Origin of the sequence: Bradyrhizobium sp. AZCC 1578 (assembly GCF_036924675.1) — a bacterium.
Lineage (GTDB): Bacteria > Pseudomonadota > Alphaproteobacteria > Rhizobiales > Xanthobacteraceae > Bradyrhizobium.
This window is the reverse complement of record NZ_JAZHRZ010000001.1, coordinates 3,256,593-3,278,827: the sequence shown is the minus strand read 5'-3', so window position 1 is coordinate 3,278,827 and position 22,235 is coordinate 3,256,593. Positions and strand designations below refer to the sequence as shown.

16 protein-coding genes and 1 pseudogene are annotated in these 22,235 nt (G+C 62.8%); 8 read left to right on the top strand and 9 right to left on the bottom strand.

Going from position 1 to position 22,235, the window contains the following annotated elements:
* Positions 1–119 precede the first annotated feature (119 nt).
* The 6 genes from V1290_RS15650 to V1290_RS15625 form a co-directional block, all read right to left on the bottom strand.
* The gene (locus tag V1290_RS15650) at positions 120–1,349 is read right to left on the bottom strand and encodes an ABC transporter substrate-binding protein (protein WP_334365244.1); all 1,230 of its coding nucleotides are present in this window, start codon (positions 1,347–1,349) and stop codon (positions 120–122) included.
* A 236-nt stretch (positions 1,350–1,585) separates the two neighbouring features.
* Positions 1,586–2,599, bottom strand: coding sequence for a branched-chain amino acid ABC transporter permease (locus V1290_RS15645; protein ID WP_334365243.1), 1,014 nt, complete (start codon positions 2,597–2,599; stop codon positions 1,586–1,588).
* A 2-nt stretch (positions 2,600–2,601) separates the two neighbouring features.
* Entirely contained in the window at positions 2,602–3,480 is an 879-nt protein-coding gene (locus V1290_RS15640; protein WP_334365242.1) for a branched-chain amino acid ABC transporter permease, read from the bottom strand.
* A gap of 11 nt (positions 3,481–3,491) precedes the next feature.
* Entirely contained in the window at positions 3,492–4,205 is a 714-nt protein-coding gene (locus tag V1290_RS15635) for an ABC transporter ATP-binding protein (protein WP_334365240.1), read from the bottom strand.
* Positions 4,202–4,999, bottom strand: coding sequence for an ABC transporter ATP-binding protein (locus V1290_RS15630; RefSeq protein WP_334365239.1), 798 nt, complete (start codon positions 4,997–4,999; stop codon positions 4,202–4,204). Before V1290_RS15630 ends, V1290_RS15635 begins: the two co-directional genes overlap by 4 nt.
* 69 nt (positions 5,000–5,068) lie before the next feature.
* Positions 5,069–5,932, bottom strand: coding sequence for an IclR family transcriptional regulator (locus tag V1290_RS15625; RefSeq protein ID WP_334365238.1), 864 nt, complete (start codon positions 5,930–5,932; stop codon positions 5,069–5,071).
* 167 nt (positions 5,933–6,099) lie between these two features.
* On the opposite strand from V1290_RS15625, the gene V1290_RS15620 reads away from it, so the two are divergent.
* From V1290_RS15620 to V1290_RS15590, 7 genes and pseudogenes are all read left to right on the top strand, one after another.
* Positions 6,100–8,196 carry a 3-hydroxyacyl-CoA dehydrogenase NAD-binding domain-containing protein gene (locus V1290_RS15620; RefSeq protein ID WP_334365237.1) on the top strand — a complete coding sequence of 699 codons (2,097 nt, stop codon included), beginning with the start codon at positions 6,100–6,102 and terminating at the stop codon, positions 8,194–8,196.
* A gap of 198 nt (positions 8,197–8,394) precedes the next feature.
* Entirely contained in the window at positions 8,395–10,086 is a 1,692-nt protein-coding gene (gene pimA, locus V1290_RS15615; protein ID WP_334365236.1) for a dicarboxylate--CoA ligase PimA, read from the top strand.
* A 177-nt stretch (positions 10,087–10,263) separates the two neighbouring features.
* Entirely contained in the window at positions 10,264–11,454 is a 1,191-nt protein-coding gene (gene pimC, locus V1290_RS15610; RefSeq protein ID WP_334365235.1) for a pimeloyl-CoA dehydrogenase large subunit, read from the top strand.
* A 185-nt stretch (positions 11,455–11,639) separates the two neighbouring features.
* A complete protein-coding gene (gene pimD, locus V1290_RS15605; RefSeq protein WP_334365234.1) occupies positions 11,640–12,779 on the top strand; it encodes a pimeloyl-CoA dehydrogenase small subunit in 1,140 nt (379 codons plus the stop codon).
* Positions 12,780–12,951: 172 nt separating this feature from the next.
* Positions 12,952–13,727, top strand: a pseudogene (locus V1290_RS15600) (SDR family NAD(P)-dependent oxidoreductase).
* A 201-nt stretch (positions 13,728–13,928) separates the two neighbouring features.
* Positions 13,929–15,431 (top strand): glycerol kinase GlpK, encoded by a 1,503-nt coding sequence (gene glpK / locus V1290_RS15595; protein ID WP_334365233.1) that lies wholly within the window; start codon positions 13,929–13,931, stop codon positions 15,429–15,431.
* A gap of 6 nt (positions 15,432–15,437) precedes the next feature.
* Entirely contained in the window at positions 15,438–16,031 is a 594-nt protein-coding gene (locus tag V1290_RS15590) for a GNAT family N-acetyltransferase (RefSeq protein WP_334365232.1), read from the top strand.
* Positions 16,032–16,181: 150 nt separating this feature from the next.
* Here the strand turns inward: V1290_RS15590 and V1290_RS15585 are convergent, their stop codons facing one another.
* Complete coding sequence (locus V1290_RS15585) at positions 16,182–16,601, bottom strand: DUF6636 domain-containing protein (protein ID WP_334365231.1); 420 nt, start codon at positions 16,599–16,601, stop codon at positions 16,182–16,184.
* Positions 16,602–16,783: 182 nt separating this feature from the next.
* On the opposite strand from V1290_RS15585, the gene V1290_RS15580 reads away from it, so the two are divergent.
* Positions 16,784–17,416, top strand: a complete 633-nt coding sequence (locus V1290_RS15580; RefSeq protein ID WP_334365230.1) for a glutathione S-transferase family protein — start codon at positions 16,784–16,786, stop codon at positions 17,414–17,416.
* A 135-nt stretch (positions 17,417–17,551) separates the two neighbouring features.
* Here V1290_RS15580 and maiA read toward each other — a convergent pair whose 3' ends face one another.
* Positions 17,552–18,214, bottom strand: a complete 663-nt coding sequence (gene maiA, locus V1290_RS15575) for a maleylacetoacetate isomerase (RefSeq protein WP_334365229.1) — start codon at positions 18,212–18,214, stop codon at positions 17,552–17,554.
* A 159-nt stretch (positions 18,215–18,373) separates the two neighbouring features.
* Positions 18,374–22,234, bottom strand: a complete 3,861-nt coding sequence (gene metH, locus V1290_RS15570) for a methionine synthase (RefSeq protein ID WP_334365228.1) — start codon at positions 22,232–22,234, stop codon at positions 18,374–18,376.
* Position 22,235 lies beyond the last annotated feature (1 nt).

Genomic DNA, 22,235 nt, shown 5'->3' with positions numbered 1-22,235 from the left:
GCTTAACGAGGCTCTTTTGACAGCGTCGTGATTAGCATCTTGCCGGAAGCCTCACAAACAAAAATCCCCTGCGGCAAAAGCCGCAGGGGCTGCATCTTCAGCAGAGCTAGCAGCAGCGCTCAGCCGCCGACGTCGCCCGAGAGAATCTCGCCAAAGCGTTCCCAAGTGTCGCCCTTGAACCTTATCAGTTGCACTTGCGAGATTGGAGCAAAGTCGGTCGCCGACGTGTTGACCTTGATGCCCGGCAGCAGGCCTCCGAGCTCGAGGTTCTTGATGCTCGCGGCCTGCTTCATGACGTTCTCGCGTGTGAGATTGTCGCCGCTGGACCTCAACACATGCTCCAGGGTTTGTGCCACCGTGTAACCATACATCACGAATGCGTCTACACGATTAGCCTCAGGGTAATACTTGTCCAGGAATTCAGTCCAGGCCTTCATGCCCGCATCGTTCTTCCACTCCGCATCTGCCGGATCCTTGAGGTACTGCGAGGAGATGATGCCCTGCGAATTCTCAAAGCCGGCCGGTTTCATGACGCTGCCGATCGAGGCGGAGACGCTATTGAGGATGTGCAGCGGCTTCCAGCCGATTTCGTTCATCTTCTTGATCGCCTGGGCGGCGAACTTCGGCGTGGTGACGTTGAAGAATACGTCGGCATTCAGCGACTTCAGCTTGACGATGTTGGAGTCGATGGTCGGCTGCGTTACCTCGTAGCTCTCCTCGATGATGATCATTGATGTGGCCTTGGCGCCGAGGCCGTCCTTGAAGCCTTTTAAGTAGTCTTTGCCGTAGTCGTCGTTCTGGTAGAGAACGGCGATCTTGCCGTCCGGCTTCTCCTTGAGGACGTGTTGCGCGTAGACGCGCCCCTCGCTCTGGTAATTGGGCTGCCAGCCCATCGTCCACGGAAATTCCTTCGGATCATTCCACTTGGTGGCGCCGGTGGCCACGAACAGTTGCGGTACCTTCTTGGTGTTCAGGTATTTCTGGATCGCCGTGTTCGGCGGCGTGCCCAGTGGATTGAACACGAGCAGCACTTCGTCGCTCTCGACCAGCTTGCGCGCCTGCTCCACCGTCTTCGGCGGAGAGTAGGCGTCGTCATAGCTGATGAAGTTGACCTTGCGGCCGTTGATGCCGCCCTCGGCGTTGATCTTCCTGAAATAGGCCTCTTCGGTTTTTCCGATCACGCCGTAAGCGGAAGCTGGTCCGCTGTAGGGCATGATGTTGCCGATTTTGATTTCGGTGTCGGTGGCGCCGGTGTCGTATTTCTTTTGTGCAAATGCGCCGCTGCTGGTCGCGGCAAGCAATGCGAGGGCGGCCGCAAAGGCTCCCAGTCGCAAGTTGATGGCGGACATTTTTTGATCTCCCTGGGATCGGTGACTGTGTCATTGTTTTTGATTGGAGCGCTTGGCGGCTCTTGGGCTTCATTGAATACCTTTCGGCTGCGTCCAGCAACAAAAAGCCCCCCGCGACGGCGTCGCGGAGGGCGATATTTAGTCGGACGCTCCGGGAAACTACCGCCCGGCGGAATATTGGTTAATGGCCGAGTTCGCCGCTGATGATGTCGCCGAACAGATCCCGTGGCGTGAAGTTAGTTCTTCAATTTACCGAGCATCTGCTGCGCGACAATTGCGACCTGCCTTGCGCCATGCGGCACGAGGAAGATGACAATAAACAAGAGCACGCCGAACACCGCGCCGGAGAGGCCCTTGGAGATGCTCTCCGCGATATTCGGCACGAAGATGATAAAGGCGGAGCCGACGATCGATCCCGGCAGCCAGCCGACGCCGCCGACGACCATGCCGAGGAATAGCTGGATCGCGAGCACGATGGTGAAGCTATCCGGCGCCACGAACTGCACGGCGATGGCCCCGAGGCCGCCGGCCACGCCGGTGATGGCGGCGGAGACGCCGAACGCCAGCGTCTTGTACAGCGCGACGTTGATGCCCATGGCGGAAGCCGCGATCTCGTTATCGCGGATCGCCATGAAGGCGCGACCCGAGCGCGACCGCAGCAGGTTGACCGAGGCGACGTAGATCCCGATCGTGATCACCAACGTGAAGTAATATAGCCACTTGTCCTGTCCTATCGGCAGTCCGAACGGCGCATCGGGCTTGGTCACGACCAGTCCCTGCACGCCGCCGGTCCAATGCTCGAAAAATCCAAGCTTGAGCAACTGCGGCATGGCGGTGGCGAGCGCAAACGTCGCCAGTGCGAGATAGACGCCGGAAAGCCGCAGCGCCGGCTGCCCGAACAGGAAGCCGAAGGCGAAGCATATCAGCGCCGCGATGGGCAGCGTCAGCGCATAGTTCATGCCGGCGTATTCCATCAGGATCGCCGAGGTGTAGGCGCCGATGGCGTAAAACGCGCTTTGACCGAGCGAGAACTGGCCGCTTCCGCCGGTCAGGATGTTCAACGCCAGTACAGCGAGCCCTAAATACAGCAACTGGGTCAACTGAAAGACGATGAAATTCTTGACGAACAGCGGCGCGAGCACGAGCGCGGCGAGTACCACGAGCGAGGTCCCCAGGCCGAGCGTCATGGCTCGCTTTGGAACGGCCTCGACGGCCGGGGCTTCTGCGACGACTTCTTCAGCAGCGCTCATGATCAAACTCGCTTCACGATGGGCCGGCCCAACAGCCCAGCCGGTTTGAAGACCAATACGGTGATGATCAGCGCAAGCGCGATCGGCAGTTTCAGCTCGTTACCGACGCCGGGAATGTAGGTCCCAGCGAGATTTTCAAAGATGCCGACCAGGAACCCGCCGACGACAGCACCGAGCGGTGAGGTCAAGCCGCCGAGCACGGCCGCGGCGAAGCCATAGAGCAGCACGCCTAACATCATGTTCGGCTCCAGGAACACGACGGGTGCGATCAGGATGCCGGCGATCGCTCCAATCGCGGAAGCCATGCCCCAGCCCAACGCAATCATCCAGGACGTGTTGATGCCGACCAGGCGGGCCGATTCAGGCAGCGCGGCGGCCGCCCGCATCGCAAGCCCGATCCGCGTGAACTGGAAGAAGAGATAAAGGGCGATCAGCAACAAAACGGTCACCCCGATCATGCCGGCCTGGTGGGTCGAGATGAGCTGGCTGCCGAGGAATGGTGATGATCCGAATGGCGTCGGATATTGCTTGATGGTAAAATCCCAGATCAGGCCGGCGAACGAGTTGATGATTCCATATAGCGCGATGAAGCCCGCGACGTTGGTGAGGATCGGCGCCTTGGCGAGCGGCTTGAACAGCAACCGCTCGATGATGATGCCGCCGGCGAAGGAGATCACCAGCGTGAGCAGGAACGCCCACCAGTAGGGTATGCCCCACTGCATGAGTTGCCAGGAAATGAACGTCGAGAACATCGCCATTTCGCCCTGAGCGAAATTCAGATGGTCGATCGCCTGGTAGATCATCACGACCGCGAGCGCCATACAGGCATAGATCGCGCCCGTGGCGATGCCGGCCAGGACTTGGTTGGTAAATAGCTCCATGGCCGCGCTCCTCAGTAGCCGAGATAGGATTTACGGACGTCTTCGTTGGTCGCGATGTCCTTGGCGTTGCCCGACATCACAATCCGTCCGGTTTCGATCACGTACGCCTGGTCGGCGAGTTCCAGCGCCAATTGCGCGTTCTGCTCGACCACCAGGATCGTGACCTTGTCTTCGCGGTTGATCTTGCCGAGAATCTTGAACAGGTCGCGCACGATCAAGGGGGCGAGACCGAACGACGGCTCGTCCAACAGCATCAGCCGCGGACGCAGCATCAGCGCGCGCGCGACCGCGAGCATTTGCTGCTCGCCGCCGGATAGCGTTCCGGCCTGCTGGGTATGCCGTTCCTTCAGCACCGGGAAGTGGTCGTACATGCGCTCGATATCGGAGACGATGTTCTTCCTGTCGTTGCGGGTGATGGCCCCAAGCTGCAGGTTTTCCTCCACCGTCATGGTGGTGAAGGTGCCGCGGCCCTGAGGTACATGGGCGATGCCGAGGCGAACGACGTTTTCGGTCGATTGGCCGGAGAGCGGCTTGCCCTCGAACTCGATCGCTCCGGTCGAGCGCACCATGTTGCAGATCGCGCGCAAGGTGGTGGTCTTGCCGGCACCGTTGGCCCCTAGCAGGGTAGTCAGCGAGCCCTCGTTGAGGGCGAAGGAGAGGCCGTGAAGTGCCTGGACCTGGCCGTAATAGGCGCGGAGGTCCTTGACGTTGAGCATCGAGGTCATTGGTCCTTGCTCCCCAGATAGGCTTTAATGACATCCGGGTCGGCCTGGACCTGGGCCGGCGTTCCCTCGGCGAGCTTGCGGCCGAAGTTGAGAGCGACGACGTGGTCGGCGATCGACATCACCAGGCCCATGTGATGTTCGACCAGCAGCACGGTCATGTGGCGCTCGTCGCGGATGCGACGGATCAAATCGCCGAGCACATACACTTCCTCGTGGTTGAGGCCGCCGGCGGGTTCGTCAAGCAGCAGGATCTTCGGATCGGCGGCCAGCGCGCGCGCCAGCTCGACCCGCTTCTGCGTGCCGAACGGCAAGCCCGAGACCACGGTATGGGCGACGTCATTGAGATCCAGGTAGTCCAGAATCTCGTGAACCTTCCTGTTGACCTTGGCCTCGCCGCGGCGAACCCAGGCGAGCTTCAGCGAGTCCGAGATGATGTCGCTGGAGGTGCGGGCGTGGGTGCCGACGCGAACGTTGTCGAGCACCGAGAGATTGGGAAACAGCGCGACGTTCTGGAAGGTGCGCCCGATGCCGATCTCGGCGATCCGGTGCGGCGGGCGCGTCAGGATGCTCGCGCCTTCCATCAGGATGTCGCCGGAAGACGGCTGATAGAGTCTGGAGAGGCAATTGAACAGCGTCGTCTTGCCGGCGCCGTTTGGCCCGATCAGCCCGAGGATGTTTCCCTTGTGCATGTCAAAGGACACACCGTTGAGCGCGATGATGCCGCCGAACACGACGCTGACGTCGCGGACCGCGAGCAGGGGAGCATTGCCCTGCGCGAGCTGTGCCTGCGTCATCGCGTCCCGCCCGCCCTGATCACGGAGCGGGCATGACCGCGCAAATGTTTTTGCCGGTCATGGTGAAGGCTATCTGATCCCCTCGGCCAAACGTGCAACTCTTCCTCCTGCTTTCGACTTCTTGTTCTCTGATTTTTTTGATTGTGGTGCTGCGCCGCCCAGCGCTGCTTCGATGTTCCTTACCATCGTGACAAGGCGAGGTCCAATGTCGTTGATCAAACGGTCTTCCGTGAAACGGAAAGCAGGCGCGCCGCAATTGAAGGCATACGGTCCGGTTCCGTCACTGAGCTTCAGCGGCACACCTACGGCGTGCACATCGTCCTGCCATTCGCCGGCAGAGATAGTAAATCCGTGACGCGCGAGCATTTCGCCCGCGCGCTCGATGCCGTCACGCATTTTGGGCCAGCGATTGCCGTAGTGGTCGCGCAGTTCGCGCAACAAGGAGGCACGCTCGTCGTCGGGCAGGGCCCAGAGATAGGCCCGTCCCATCGCGGTGGTCGCGATCGGAACGCGTGAGCCGACGTCAAGCTGCACGCCGAGCAGCCCGGTGCGGCTCTGGCCGAAATAGATCATGCTGTGACGGTCGCGTCCGCCGACGGCTACGGCACCGCCGGTCTCGCGCATCAGCGCTTCGCGATAAGGCTCGGACAAATGCCGAACGCCGAGATTGGCAAGGGCGGCATACCCCAGCGCCATGGCTGATGGCGCGAGCTGATACTTTTCGAAGCGCGGAACGGGTGTAAGATAACCGAGTTTGGTCAGGGTGTAAGTCAGCCGGGAAATGGTTGGCTTCGGCAATTTGGTACGGGCGGCGAGTTCTTGATTGCCAAGAAGCCCGTCATTGGGTTGGAATGCGCGCAACACATCCAGTCCGCGGGAGAGTGCGACGACGAAGCTGCGATCGGTCGCCGCTTTTTTCCCTGGACGTTTCATTACCCGCTACTGCTGCTGATGAGCTCGTTGACAAGGGACGTGCTTCAAAATAACCCTCCCTGTCAAGATGTGGAATTAAATTTCGCAGTGCGAAATTGGTGAAATGGCCGTAGCTACTCAACGCAAGTTGGGCGGCATCCAAGAACAAACGATCCAGGGAGAGTCCCGTGAGCGAAGTGGTAAAACTCGAGCGTCATGACGTCATCGCCATCGTCACGGTCAACAGTCCTCCCGTCAACGCGCTGAGTGCCGCGGTGCGCGGCGGCATCTTCGAATGCATGAAGAGCGCGATCGCGGATTCGGAAGTGAAGGCGATCGTGCTGACCTGCGCCGGCCGCACCTTCATCGCCGGCGCCGACATCACCGAATTTGGCAAGCCGCCGAAGCCGCCGGGCCTCGCCGAGGTGCTTGATCTCATGGAGAAGTCGCCGAAGCCGATCATTGCTGCCATTCACGGCACGGCGCTCGGCGGCGGTCTCGAAGTCGCGCTGGCATGCCACTATCGCGTCGCCACCAAGGACGCTCGCCTCGGCCTGCCCGAGGTGAAGCTCGGCCTGTTGCCGGGCGCCGGCGGCACCCAGCGCCTGCCGCGCGCGGTCGGGCCCGAGCTGGCGGTCAAGATGATCGTCAGCGGGGACCCGATCAGCGCGGCGGAGGCGCTCAAGAACGGCCTGATCGAGGAGATCGTCGAGGAGCCGGCGTCAGGTGGCGAATCCTTTGCGCTGAAGGTGCTGGCGGAGAAGCGCCCGCTGCGCAAGCTGCGCGACGATGACTCAAAGCTCGCTGCCGCCAAGGCCGACATCTCGATCTTTACCAATGCAGTCGCCGCATTGACCAAGAAGGCACGCGGGCTGGAAGCGCCGTTCGCCGCGGCCGATGCGGTGCGCGCCGCGATCGAGCTGCCGTTCGATGAAGGATTGAAGAAGGAGCGTGAAGGTTTCCTCAAGCTGGTCTCCAGCGACCAGTCCAAGGCCCAGCGTTACGCCTTCTTCGCCGAGCGCGAAGCCGCCAAGATCGCCGGCGTGCCTGATGGCACCAAGCCGCGCCCGGTCGAACGCGTCGCCATCATCGGCGCCGGCACCATGGGCGGCGGGATCGCGATGTCCTTTGCCAATGCCGGTATCCCGGTGACGCTGATCGAGACCGGCGAAGAGCAGCTCAAGCGCGGCATGGGCGTGATGCAGAAGAATTATGAGGCGACCGCGGCGCGCGGTGGCATCCCAGCGGATGCGCCGGCCAAGCGCATGGGCTTGATCGATGGCAAGGTCGGTCTCGAGCACGTCAAGGACGCTGACCTTGTGATCGAAGCCGTGTTCGAGACCATGGCGGTCAAGAAGGAGGTATTCGAGGCGCTCGACAAATACGCCAAGCCCGGTGCGGTGCTGGCGTCCAACACTTCGTATCTCAACATCGACGAGATCGCGAAGGTGACGAAGCGTCCGCAGGACGTGCTCGGCATGCATTTCTTCTCGCCGGCCAACGTGATGAAGCTGTGCGAGATCGTCCGTGCCGACAAGACCGCGCCGGATGCGCTGACGACTGCAGTGTCGATTGCGCGCAAGATCGCAAAGGTGCCGGCCGTGGTCGGCGTCTGCGACGGCTTTGTCGGTAACCGCATGCTGGCCCAGCGCGGCAAGCAGTCGGAGAAGCTGCTGTTCGAAGGCGCGTTGCCGCAGCAGGTCGACGCCGTGGTGACGAAGTTCGGCATGCCGATGGGCCCGTTCGCGATGAGCGATCTCGCCGGCCTCGATATCGGCTGGCGTTCGCGAAAAGACCGCGGCATCAAGTCGGAAATCGCCGACGCGCTGTGCGAGGCCGGCCGCTTCGGCCAGAAGACCGGCAAGGGCTATTACAAGTATGAAGGCGGCTCGCGCGCGCCGCTGCCCGATCCGGACGTCGAGAAGCTGATCGACGAGACGCTGCAGCGTCTCGGCCGCAAGAAGCGCGTCGTCAGCGATGACGAGATCCTCGAGCGCATGATGTACCCGATGATCAACGAGGGTGCGCGCATTCTGGAGGAAGGCATCGCGGCGCGGCCGAGCGACATCGACGTGATCTGGCTCTATGGCTATGGCTGGCCGATCTATCGCGGCGGCCCGATGTTCTATGCCGACCAGGTCGGGCTGAAGCATATTGCCGACCGGCTGTCGTACTATGCCAAGGAGACCAACGATCCCTCGCTCGAGCCGGCTCCGCTGCTCAAGCGTCTTGCCGCGGAAGGCAAGACGTTTGCGTCGCTGGCCCAGCAGTCGAAAGCGGCTTGAGTTGATGAAGCGCATGTGGTCCGTCACGCTCCTCAACGCGTCGTCCCTGCGAACGCAGGGACCCATACGCCGGGGACCCGCGATTTGGCACTCGGGTAGAGACCTTTCTTCAAGATCGACGTCGGGGGTTATGGGTCCCTGCGTTCGCAGGGACGACGTGCGGAGAGATGGTGCCGCGCCTCGTTTGCACGAACGCCGATGACCCACCCCGGCGAGCAGTTCTATCCGGAAGGCGTCCGCTGGGACGATCAAATCGCGCGCGGTACGCTGCCGGATCTATTGTCGACAGCCGCCGCCGAGTTCGCCTCGCGGCCGGCCATCGAATTCCGCGACCGGCCGATCAGCTACGGCGAACTCGGAGCGTTGGTGGAAACCGCCGCCAGCGCCTTCCTCCGCACGGGCTACGGCAAAAACAGTTCGGTCGCGCTGTTCCTCGGCAATTCGCCCGATCACCCGATCAATTTCTTCGGTGCGCTGAAGGCCGGCGCCCGCGTCGTGCATCTGTCGCCGCTCGATGGCGAGATCGCGCTGTCGCACAAGCTTACTGACTCGGGCGCGCGGGTACTGGTTACCAGCAATCTGTCGGCGCTGTTGCCGACTGCGCTGAAATTTCTCGCTCACGGACTGCTCGATCGCCTGATCGTTTGCGAGGACGATCATTGGGGCAAGGTCGGGACGCCGCAGACGGCATTGCCCGATAATCCGAAGATCGTCACCCACAAAAAATTCACTGACGGTGCAGCAAAACCGGCGCAATGGCCCGCGATCTCGGCCGACGACGTCGCGTTGCTGCAATATACCGGCGGCACCACCGGATTGCCGAAGGGCGCGATGCTCAGCCACGGCAATCTGACGTCGGCGGTGTCGGTCTACGACGTCTGGGGCAAGCCCTCGCGCGCCGAGCGCAATGCGATCGAGCGCGTGATCTGCGTGCTGCCGCTGTTCCATATCTATGCGCTGACGGTGGTGCTGCTGTCGTCGATCCGGCGCGGTCATCTGATCTCGCTGCATCAGCGTTTCGACGTCGAGGCCGTGATGCGCGATATCGAGGTCAAGCGCGCCACCTTTTTCCCCGGCGTGCCGACCATGTGGATCGCGATCGCAGCGCTGCCGGACCTCGACAAGCGCGATCTGTCCTCGCTGGTCAGCGTTGGCTCGGGCGGCGCACCGCTGCCGGTCGAGGTCGCACGGATCCTGGAGCAGAGGGTCGGCATGAAGCTGAAGAGCGGTTGGGGCATGACCGAGACCTGCTCGCCCGGCACAGCACACCCGAAGGAGGGGCCCGATAAGCCAGGCTCGATCGGCCTGATGCTGCCCGGCATCGAGATGGACGTGGTGTCGCTGGAGGATCCGACCAAGTTGATGCCGGTGGGCGAAACCGGCGAGATCCGCATCCGCGGCCCGAACGTCTTCAAGGGATACTGGAACCGGCCGAAGGAAACCGCGGAAGCCTTTGTCGGCGACCGTTTTCTTACCGGTGATATCGGCTACATGGACGCCGATGGCTATTTCTATCTGGTCGACCGCAAGAAGGACATGATCATCTCAGGCGGCTTCAACGTCTATCCGCAGATGATCGAGCAGGCGATCTATACGCATCCTGCCGTGCAGGAAGTGATCGTGATCGGCATTCCCGATGATTACCGCGGCGAGGCCGCAAAGGCGTTCATCAAGCTGCGCGCGGACGCAAAGCCATTCACGCTGGATGAACTGCGTGCCTTCCTCACCGGCAAGCTCGGCAAGCACGAACTGCCCGCCGCGCTCGATTTCGTCAGCGAACTGCCGCGCACGCCGGTCGGAAAGTTGTCGCGCCATGAATTGCGCATGCAGCAGCAGCCGTCGCAGGCTGCGCCATCGAAACAACAAGCCGCATCAGGAGGTCGTTCCTAAAACTCCGCCGTCGTCCCGGCCTTGAGCCGGGACCCATACGCCGCGGCCTGGCTTCGGGCACTTGGAGGGGACGGCTTTGCCAATTACAGAAGCCGGTGGTTATGGGTCCCTGCGTTCGCAGGGACGACGGAAACAAGAGTTCGCGTTACAGGAAGCATTCGCTCACAGGAGGATCCGATGGATCTCGCTTTCAGCAAGGAAGAAATCGCGTTTCGTGAAGAAGTGAGAGCCTTTTTCCGGGACAAGGTACCGCCGGAAACGCGGCGCAAGATGGTCGAGGGCCGTCATCTCTCCAAGGATGAGATGGTCGCCTGGTGGCGCATCCTGAACAAGAAGGGCTGGGGCGTCTCGCACTGGCCGAAGGAATATGGCGGCACCGGCTGGAGCTCGGTGCAGCAGTACATTTTCAACGAAGAGCTGCAGATGCATCCGGCGCCGGCGCCGCTCGCCTTCGGCGTCAGCATGGTCGGCCCGGTCATCTACACCTTCGGCAACGAGAAGCAGAAGCAGCACTACCTGCCGCGCATCGCCAATGTCGACGACTGGTGGTGCCAGGGCTTTTCGGAGCCCGGCTCGGGATCGGACCTCGCCTCGCTCAAGACCAAGGCCGAGCGCAAGGGCGACAAGTACATCATCAACGGCCAGAAGACCTGGACCACGCTGGCCCAGCACGCCGACATGATCTTTTGCCTGTGCCGCACCGACACGTCAGCGAAGAAGCAGATGGGCATCTCCTTCATCGTGTTCAGCATGAAGTCGAAGGGCGTCACGGTGCGGCCGATCGAGACCATCGACGGCGGCCACGAGGTCAATGAAGTGTTCTTCGACGACGTCGAGGTGCCGGTCGAGAACCTGATCGGCGAGGAAAACAAGGGCTGGGATTACGCAAAATTCCTGCTCGGCAACGAGCGCACCGGCATTGCCCGCGTCGGTGTCTCCAAGGAGCGGCTGCGCCGCATCAAGGAGCTCGCCTCCAAGGTCGAACAGAACGGCAAGCCCGTGATCGAGGACCAAGGTTTCCGCGAGAAGCTGGCGGCCTGTGAGATCGAGCTGAAGGCGCTCGAACTGACGCAGCTCCGCGTTGTCGCCGACGAGGGCAAGCACGGCAAGGGCAAGCCCAACCCGGCGTCTTCGGTGTTGAAGATCAAGGGTTCGGAAATCCAGCAGACCACCACCGAACTTCTGATGGAAGTGATCGGCCCGTTCGCCGCGCCTTACGACGAGCATGGCGACGACGCCTCCAACGAAACCATGGATTGGACCGCCCAGATCGCGCCAAGCTACTTCAACAACCGCAAGGTCTCGATCTACGGTGGTTCCAACGAAATCCAGCGCAACATCATCACCAAGGCGGTGCTGGGACTGTAGGCAAGATAGCGCCAGAACAACGCACGTCGTCCCCGCGAAAGCGGGGACCCAGTACGCCGCGGCGGTCGCGATTTACGAAGACGCCGGTGAATACTGGATCCCCGCATTCGCGGGGATGACGACGGTGGGGGGCGCGGATGCCCGCGCATGACGACGAATTTGGTTAGCCGGAGAAAGAAAACAACATGGATTTTGATTTGTCCGAGGAGCAGCGGCTTCTCAAGGAAAGCATCGACGGTCTGTTGACCGATTCCTACGATTTCGATGCGCGCAAGAAGTACCAGAAGGAGAAGGGCGGCTGGAGCAAGGCTGTCTGGGGCAAGCTCGCGGAGCAGGGCCTGCTGGGCCTGCCGTTCGCGGAAGCCGACGGTGGCTTCGGCGCCGGCGCGGTCGAGACCATGATCGTGATGGAAGCGCTCGGCAAGGCGCTGGTGCTGGAGCCGTATCTCGCCACCGTCGTGATCGGCGGCGGCTTCCTGCGCCATGGCGGCTCGGCCGAGCAGAAGGCCGCGCACATCCCCGGCATCATCGACGGCAGCAAGACCTTTGCCTTCGCGCAGCTCGAGAAGAACTCGCGCTATGATCTCGCCGACGTCTCGACCACGGCCAAGCAGAAGGGCGGGGCTTACGTGATCGACGGTGAAAAATTCGTCGTGCTCAACGGCGAGAATGCCGACACGCTGATCGTGACCGCGCGTACCAAGGGCAGCCGGCACGACAAGACCGGCATCGGTGTGTTCCTCGTGCCAGCCAACGCCAAGGGTGTCACCCGCAAGGGCTATCCGACCCAGGACGGGCTGCATGCCGCCGACATCACCTTCACCGGCGTCGAGGTTGGCAGCGACGCCGCGATCGGCGATCCCGAGAACGGCTTGCCGCTGATCGAGCGCGTGGTCGATGAAGCCCGCACCGCGATGTGCGCGGAAGCCGTCGGCGCGATGGATGAATCGCTGAAGACGACCGTCGAGTATCTCAAGACGCGAAAACAGTTCGGCGTTCCGATCGGCAGCTTTCAGACTCTGCAGCATCGCGCCGCCGACATGTTCGTCGCCCTCGAACAGGCCCGCAGCATGTCGATGTTCGCGACCATGGCGGCCGATTTCGAAGACGCCAAGGAGCGCGCGACCGCAGTTGCCGCTGCCAAGGTGCAGATCGGGAAGTCCGGAAAATTCATCGGCCAGCAGTCGATCCAGCTCCACGGCGGCATCGGCATGACCCAGGAAGCCAAGATCGGCCACTACTTCAAGCGCCTGGCCATGATCGAGAATATGTTTGGCGACACCGACTACCACCTCCGCCGCGTCGCGGAAGGTGGGCTGGTGTAAGCCAAATTGTCATTGCGGGGCACTGTGTTGCCCCGTCATTGCGAGCGAAGCGAAGCAATCCATAGTGCCGCGCTGGGATAGATGGATTGCTTCGTCGCTGCGCTCCCTTGCACAAACGCTTCGCGTTTGTCGCAGGCAATGACGGGGCGAGAGTTAGGGGGAGAAAACAACAATGAAAAACACCCCGTTCGATCTCACCGGAAAAGTCGCCGTCGTCACCGGCTCCAGCCGTGGCATCGGCCGTTCCTCCGCCGAACTGTTGGCAAAGCTCGGGGCCAAGGTCGTGATCTCCAGCCGCAAGGCGGATGCCTGCGAGGAAGTGGCCGAAGGCATCAAAAAGGCCGGCGGCGACGCGCCCATGTCATCCCCTGCAACATCTCGCGCCGCGAGGAGGTCGAGGTGCTGATATCGGGCACGACAAAGCATTACGGCAAGGTCGATATCCTCGTCTGCAACGCCGCGGTGAACCCCTATTACGGCCCGCTGCTCGATATCAAGGACGAGGCCTTCGACAAGATCATGGGCAGTAACGTCAAGAGCAACATCTGGCTCTGCGCGCTGGCGATCCTGCAGATGGCGGAGCGCGGCAACGGCTCGGTGGTGATCATCTCGTCCATCGGCGGCATGCGCGGCTCGACTGTGATCGGCGCCTACGGCATTTCGAAAGCGGCGGATTTCGCGCTCTGCCGCAGCCTTGCCGGCGAATGGGGCCCAAAGGGCGTCCGCGTCAATTGCGTCGCGCCGGGCCTCGTTAAAACCGATTTCGCCCGCGCGCTGTGGGAAGACGCCGAAAACCTAAAACGCCGCACCGCCACCACGCCGCTGCGCCGGATCGGCGAGCCGGATGAAATCGCAGGCGCCGTGGCGTACCTCGCCTCCGATGCATCCACCTTCATGACCGGCCAGACCATCGTGGTGGACGGCGGCGTGACCACGGCGGCGACGTAGTTTCCACCGTCGTCCCTGCGAACGCAGGGACCCATACCGCGTTGTGCCCTCGGTTAGCACGAGATGGCAGACGTTCTTCGTCAAACCAAAGCCGGTGGTTATGGGTCCCTGCTTTCGCAGGGACGACCATGGAGATATTGACCTTCGCCTCCCAATCGGATTGCCTCTCCGCAACCAACAATCCTTCGGGGAAGCAACGTCATGTCCTTTGTGCTGGCCATCGATCAGGGCACCACGTCCTCGCGCGCCATGGTGTTTCGCAGCGATATTTCCATCGCCGCCACGGCGCAGCAGGAATTCCCGCAGCATTTCCCGGCGTCGGGCTGGGTCGAGCACGAGCCGGAGGACATCTGGACCTCGACGTTACGGGTCTGCCGCGAGGCGCTGGAAAAGGCCGGACTGAAGGCGCAGGACATCGCCGCGATCGGCATCACCAACCAACGCGAGACCACGGTGGTGTGGGACCGCGCCACAGGGCAGGCGGTGCACCGCGCCATCGTCTGGCAGGACCGTCGCACCGCCGATATCTGCGCCAGGTTGAAGAGCGAAGGCCATGAGCCCACGATTTCGGCCAAGACCGGCCTGATCATCGATCCCTATTTCTCCGGCACCAAAGTCGCATGGATCCTCGATCACGTCCCGGGCGCGCGCGAACGCGCCGGGCGCGGCGAACTGATGTTCGGCACTGTCGATTGCTACCTGCTGTGGCGGCTGACCGGCGGCAAGGTGCACGTCACCGACGCCACCAACGCCTCGCGCACGCTGCTGTTCAACATCCACACCGGCGACTGGGACGACGAGCTCCTGAAAATCCTGCGCGTGCCGCGCTCGATGCTGCCCGAGGTCAAGGATTCCTCCGCCAAGTTCGGCGAAACCGTACCCGACCTGTTCGGCGGCCCGATCGCAATCTCCGGCATTGCCGGCGACCAGCAGGCCGCGACCATCGGCCAGGCCTGCTTCACGCCCGGCATGATCAAATCGACCTACGGCACCGGCTGCTTTGCGCTGCTCAACACCGGCACCACGCCGGTGGCCTCCAAAAACAAGCTGCTCACCACCATCGCCTATCAATTGAACGGCAAGCGCACCTATGCGCTCGAAGGCTCGATCTTCGTCGCGGGCTCGGCGGTGCAATGGCTGCGCGACGGCCTCGGCATCATCAAGCAGGCATCCGAAACCGGCCCACTCGCCGACAAGTCCGATTCCATGCAAAGCGTCTATCTGGTCCCGGCCTTTGTCGGGCTCGGCGCGCCTTACTGGAATCCGCGCGTGCGTGGCGCGCTGTTCGGCCTGACCCGCAACACCGGTCCGGCCGAACTCGCGCATGCCGCCCTCGAAAGCGTCTGCTACCAGACCTTCGACCTCTGGGCCGCGATGCGCGCCGACTGGCCGGACGCCACCGCCGCCAACATCGTGCTCCGCGTCGACGGCGGCATGACCGCTTCCGACTGGACCATGCAGCGGCTCGCCGACTTGCTGGATGCACCGGTCGACCGGCCGAAGATCCAGGAGACCACAGCGTTAGGCGCCGCCTATCTCGCCGGATTGAGCGCCGGCGTCTACCCCGAGCCCGCAAAGTTCGCCGACAACTGGCGGCTGGAGCACCGCTTCAAGCCGGCGATGAGCAAGGCGACGCGCGAGCGGAAACTGGCGGGTTGGGCGAGGGCCGTCAGGGGCGTGCTGGCAAGCGATGAAGGGGAGTGACGTCAGTTGATCGTGCCCGATGGCTATTCGGACGTTCCCGCCGGCAAGATCGCGGCCGTCGTCACGCATCTGGAGATGACCGAACGGCCCGCGCCGCGTTCCGATCCGCCCCGAGCCTGGTCGCTGCGTCGGGTGGAGATGCCGCCGCTCGATTGGTTTCGCGATCTCTATCGTCGCGTCGGCGAGGAATGGCTGTGGTTCTCGCGAACGCAGATGCCCGACGCCGAACTCGCGGCACGGCTTCATTCGCCGCAGCTCGAAGTCTACGTGCTGGTCGATGACGGCCGTGACGAGGGTCTGTTGGAGTTGAATTTTCGCGAGCCTGGCCAATGCGAGATCGGCATGTTCGGGGTCACCGCAAAACTGGTTGGCACCGGCGCCGGCCGCTGGCTGATGAACCGCGCGCTGGAGCTCGCATGGTCGCGGCCGATTAACCGCGTTTGGCTGCACACCTGCACCTTCGATCACCCCGCCGCGCTCGCCTTCTACCAGCGCTCGGGGTTTCGCGCGTTCCGACGGCAGGTCGAGGTCGTCGACGATCCGCGGCTCGACGGCACCGCGTCGCGCGATGTGGGGAAGCATGTGCCAGTGATTGAGTGAATCAGTAGCACATCCTCATCCTCGGTCGTCACCCCCGCGAACCCAGGGGATCCAGTATTCCAGAGACGGTGCGACAGAACCGAAACGCCGCGGCGCACTGGATACTTCGCGGAGTATGACGACTTGCGTGTGGCGTCGTCAGAACATCTCTCAAAACATCTCCTGCTTCGCCCGCGCCAGCGAAAATCCGCGCCGGTCGGTGTTGAAGCAGGTCACGCCGGCTTGCCCCGACGTGCACGTAAATCCTCCGCGCTGCCAGACCTCGCCGTAGGCCAGCACCGGCAGTGACTTGTCCATCACGGTGTCACCATGGCAGATGCGGGCGGCGGGGCCTTTGGCGTTCATCTCGAAGGCTTGGCCGTAATCGAGGTCGCAATCGGCAGGCCGCCGCGGCTTGTTTTCCATGACGCTGAGGTCGCAGCGGAGCACGTTCTGCTTGTCGTAGTCGAAATACTGGCAGGCGATGTTTTTGGATGGCGACTGGAAGCCGGTGACGGCGGATTGGGCGTGCGCTGGTGCGGCGAGAACCAATAGCGAGAGCGCGGGAAAGATCGGCCGCAAGCGAAGCATGATGTGTGACTCGTGGGTTGCAATGGGCTTCAACGTACTTAGGATGACGTGCAGCGCAACCCAGAGCAACCTCGTCATGCCCGGGCCTGACCCGGGCATCCATCACTGTTTGGAAGAATCCTTCCACGGAGGATGGATGGCCGGGTCAAGCCCGGCCATGACGAGCGGAGAGCACAACAACCATGATCCTCATCGGCCAATTCGACTCCCCCTTCGTCCGCCGCGTCGCCATCGCCATGCGGCTGTATGACATCTCTTTCGAACACAAGCCGTGGTCGACCTTCGGCGACGCCGACAAGATCGCGCCCTATAATCCGCTGCGGCGGGTGCCGACGCTGGTACTGGATGACGGCGAGGCGCTGATCGAAAGCGCGATGATCCTGGATCATCTCGACGATCGCGTCGGCCCCGAGAAAGCAATGATCGCCTCGCGCGGCGAGACGCGGCGGCGGCATTTGCGGATCGCGGCGCTGGCGATGGGGCTCGGCGACAAGGGCGTCAGCCTGCTGTACGAGCGCGTGCTGCGCAAGGAGAAGCAGCTCGATCTCTGGGTCGAGCGCTGCAAGTCGCAGATATCCGGCGTGCTCGACGTGCTGGAAAAGGAGCGCGCGGCGGTCAAGACGCCGTATTGGTTCGGCGAGAACATCGGCCATGCCGATATCGCGGTCGCCTGCGTGCTGCGCTTCACCGGCGAGGCGCATCCCGCGCTGTTCGATGCCCGCTATCCGGCGCTGAAGGCGCATTCCGAGCGGTGCGAGGCGCTGCCGTCGTTCCAGGAAATCGTCCAGCCGCTGGCGCCGCCGAGCGGCGATTGAGCTGGACGGGGCCGCGCCCGGCCACGGCCGCGGAGCGGCGCCTAATCCTACTTTGCATGGGGTTGTTTTCGCGATTTTTTCAGGCCGGGTGCGGCGCGTCCGGGGAGTCGCGCCGCCGGGCGGCCAGCCTCGCTTTCACACCTTAGGCCGCATCGCCTCCGGCGTGTCCGGCTGCGCCAGCGGATGGGCTTTCGCAAATTCCGGCAGCGCCATCGCGGTCTCGAAGATGCGTTTCACGGTCGGATAGGTCGCCAGGTTGACCTGCTGATTCAGCGCAGCGGTGACATGGCCGACCATGCAGATGTCGGCGATGGTCGGCGCATCGCCATGGCAGAATTTGCCGGTGCCCTTATGGTCGGCAAGATGTCCCTCCAGCGCTGCCAGCGTCTCGGCGATCCAGTGCCGCCGCCACGCCGCCTGCTGCGTGTCGCGCAGATTCAGCTCGTGGTCGAGATAGCGCCGCACCCGCGGCGTCAGCAGCGGGTGGCCCTCGCACGCCACCATCAGCGCCAGTGCGCGGACGCGGGCGCGGCCGGCGAGGTCGGAGGGCAATAGCGGCGGGGAGGGATATTTCTCGTCGAGATATTCGAGGATGGCGAGCGACTGGAACAGCGTGGTGCCGTCAACTTCCACCAGCGCCGGCAACGCCATCTGCGGGTTGATCCGGCGATACTCGGGATCGCGATGTGCGTTGGCGTCGAGGTCGACGAAGATCACTTCGACCGGAACATTTTTCAGATTGAGCGCGATGCGAACGCGAAAGCTCGCCAGCGATCGCCAGAAGGAGAAGAATTTCATGGGGCCTCCGTCTCTCTTCCCCTCTCCCCTTGTGGGAGAGGGTGGATCAATCGTGCGAAGCACGATTGAGACGGGTGAGGGGTTCTCTCCGCGGATAGAACCCCTCATCCGGCGCTTCGCGCCACCTTCTCCCACAAGGGGAGAAGGGAAGAAAGCGAGTTATCCAGCTCCCACGGCCTTCTTCCGCCAGGCGAGGTGCACGGCGCAGGTGCAGCCGGGGGGATGCGAGGCGACGTCGTTGGCGGGGACGATCTCCGCCACCGGTGCCTTCGTCGCCGTCTGCTGCTGCGAAGGGATGTAGTTCAGCACCGGGGCCAGCCAGCGCTCGGTCTCGGCGACGCTCATGCCCTTGCGCGCGGCATAGTCCTCGACCTGGTCGCGCTCGATCTTGCCGACGCCGAAATAGAAGCTTTCGGGATGGGAGAAGTAAAGCCCTGATACCGACGAGCCCGGCCACATCGCAAAGCTCTCGGTCAGCTTCACGCCGGCAGTCTTTTCCGCATCGAGCAGGCGGAACAGCGTCGCCTTCTCGGTGTGGTCGGGCTGCGCGGGATAGCCGGGCGCCGGGCGAATGCCGGCATATTGCTCCAGGATCAACTGGTCGGAGCTCAGCGCCTCGTCCGGCGCATAACCCCAGAATTCCTTGCGGACGCGCTGGTGCATCCGCTCGGCAAAGGCTTCGGCGAGGCGATCGGCCAGTGCCTTGCACAGGATCGAGGAGTAATCGTCATTGGCATTCTTGAAGCGGTCAGCAACCGCGTCCTCGCCGATTCCTGCCGTGACGACAAAGCCGCCGACATAATCCGATACGCCGGACGACGCAGGCGCGATGAAATCCGACAATGCGGCGTTGAAGCGGCCCTCGCGCTTCTCCAACTGCTGGCGCAGCGTATGGAACGTCGCGATCTTCTGCTTGCGGCTGTCGTCGGCATAAACCGCGATATCGTCTCCTTCCGCATTGGCCGGCCAGAAGCCGATCGTTGCGCGCGCGGTGAACCATTTCTCCTTGATGATGCGGTCGAGCATCTTGCGTGCGTCGTCATAGAGCGAGCGCGCGACCTCGCCGATCTTGGGATCGTCGAGAATGGCCGGGAAGCGCCCGGTCAATTCCCAGGTCTGGAAGAACGGCGTCCAGTCGATGTACTCGGCAAGCTCGTCCAGATCATAGGCGTCAAAAGTCTTGAGCCCCAGGAACGATGGCTTGTTCGGTGGCGTTTTCACAAAGTCCGCCCTGACCGCATTGGCGCGGGCATCCGCCAACTTAAGCCGCTTCTTGTCGGCCTGTGCGCGCAGATGCGCGGCCGAAATCTTGGCGTATTCGGCGCGGATGTCGGCGGCATAGGCCTCGCGCCTGTCCGGCGAGAGCAGCCACGACGCGACGCCGACGGCGCGGCTGGCGTCGTTGACATGCACCACCGGTCCGCCCGGATAGTTTGGGTCGATCTTGACCGCGGTGTGGACGCGGCTCGTCGTCGCGCCGCCGATCAGCAGCGGCATCTTCATGCCCTGCCGTTCCATCTCGCCGGCCAGAAAGCTCATTTCGTCGAGCGAAGGCGTGATCAGGCCCGATAGCCCGATGATGTCGGCGCCTTCGGCTTTCGCCGTCTCGATGATCTTGGTCGCCGGCACCATGACGCCGAGGTCGATCACCTCGAAATTGTTACATTGCAGCACGATGCCGACGATGTTCTTGCCGATGTCGTGGACGTCGCCCTTCACGGTAGCGAGCACGATCTTGCCGGCGGCATTGCGGCCGTCGCCGGTCACGCCATTGGCGAGGTTGCGCGCCTTCCCTTCTTCCATGAACGGCATCAGATAGGCGACCGCCTGCTTCATCACGCGCGCCGACTTCACCACCTGCGGCAAGAACATTTTGCCGTCGCCGAAGAGGTCGCCGACGATGTTCATGCCCGCCATCAGCGGGCCCTCGATGACGTTCAGCGGGCGTTCGACCGTCAGCCGCGCGGCCTCGGTGTCTTCCTCGATGAATTCGGTGATGCCATGCACCAGCGCGTGGCTCAGCCGCTTTTCGACCGGCCATTCGCGCCAGGCGAGGTCCTGCTCTTTTGTCTGCTTCTCCTTGCCGCGGAACTTTTCCGCCAGCGCCAGCAAGCGCTCGGACGCGCCGGGGTCGCGGTTGAGGATCACGTCCTCGCACACCTGGCGCAGCTCGGGATTGATATCGTCATAAACGATCATCTGCCCGGCATTGACGATGCCCATGTCCATGCCGGCGTGGATGGCGTGATACAGAAATACCGAGTGCATCGCTTCGCGCACCGGCTCGTTGCCCCGGAACGAGAACGACAGGTTCGAGACGCCGCCGGAGACATGCGCTCCCGGCAGGTTCGTCCGGATCCAGCGCGTTGCCTCGATGAAGTCGACGCCGTAATTGTTATGCTCGTCGAGGCCCGTCGCGATCGCAAAGATATTGGGGTCGAAGATGATGTCCTCGGGCGCAAAGCCGACCTCGTTAACCAGGATGTCATAGGCGCGCTTGCAGATTTCGGTCTTGCGCGCGAACGTGTCGGCCTGGCCGATCTCGTCGAACGCCATCACCACGACGGCCGCGCCATGGCGGCGCGCGATGCGGGCCTCGTGGATGAATTTCTCCACGCCTTCCTTCATCGAGATCGAGTTCACCACCGGCTTGCCCTGAACGCATTTCAGGCCGGCCTCGATCACATGGAATTTCGAGGAATCGACCATCACAGGGACGCGCGCGATATCCGGTTCGGCGGCAACGAGGTTGAGGAACGTCACCATCGCGGCTTCCGAATCCAGCAATCCCTCGTCCATGTTGACGTCGATGATCTGCGCGCCGTTCTCGACCTGGTCGCGCGCCACCTGAAGTGCCGCGGCGTAATCGCCCGCGGTGATCAGCTTGCGGAATCTCGCTGAGCCCGTGACATTGGTGCGCTCGCCGACGTTCACGAACGGAATCGCCGGCGTCAGTTCGAACGGCTCCAGCCCTGACAGCCGCAGCCGCGGCTCGATCACGGGAACGATACGCGGCTTGTGCGGAGCGACCGCAGCCGCAATCGCGGCGATATGGTCCGGCGTGGTGCCGCAGCAGCCGCCGACGATGTTGACGAGGCCGGCTTCCGCGAACTCGCCGATCAGCCGCGCCATGTATTCCGGCGTCTCGTCGTACTGGCCGAATTCGTTGGGCAGGCCGGCATTCGGATAGGCGCAGATAAGCGTGTCGGCCACGCGGCCGATATCGGCGATATGGGCGCGAAGGTCTTCCGCGCCGAGCGCGCAGTTGAAGCCGACGGTGATCGGCTTGGCGTGGCGGATCGAATTCCAGAACGCTTCCGGCAATTGGCCGGAGAGCAGGCGGCCGGATTTGTCAGTAATGGTGCCGGAGATCATCAAGGGCACGTCGATGCCGCGTTCCTCCGTGATCTCCGAAATCGCGTAAAGCGCCGCCTTGGCGTTCAGCGTATCGAAAATGGTTTCGACCAGCAGCAGGTCGGCGCCGCCGTCGAGCAGGCCGTTGACCTGTTCGCCATAGGCCTTGCGCAAATCGTCGAAGGTGACGGCGCGATAGCCGGGGTTGGAAACGTCGGGCGAGATCGAGGCGGTGCGGTTGGTCGGGCCGAGCGCCCCGGCAACGAATCGCGGCTTGCCGTCCTCGGCCGAGACACGCATCGCTGCGGCGCGGGCGAGTTTTGCGCCGTCACGGTTCAGCTCATAGGCGAGGTCCGACATGTCGTAGTCGGCCTGTGCGATCGAGGTGGACGAAAACGTGTTGGTCGCGACGATGTCGGCGCCGGCGCGCAAGTAAGCGGCGTGGATGTCCTCGATTGCCTTGGGCTGCGTCAGAATCAACAGGTCGTTGTTGCCTCGGACGTCGCGATGGAAGTCCTTGAAACGCTCGCCGCGAAACGCTGTTTCGTCGAACTGCAGGCCCTGGATCATGGTGCCCATGGCGCCGTCGAGCACCAGGATGCGTTCGCGGGCGGCGGCGAGCAGGGCAGTTCGCTTCGGCGAAACCTTCGGAATCGAAACACTCATC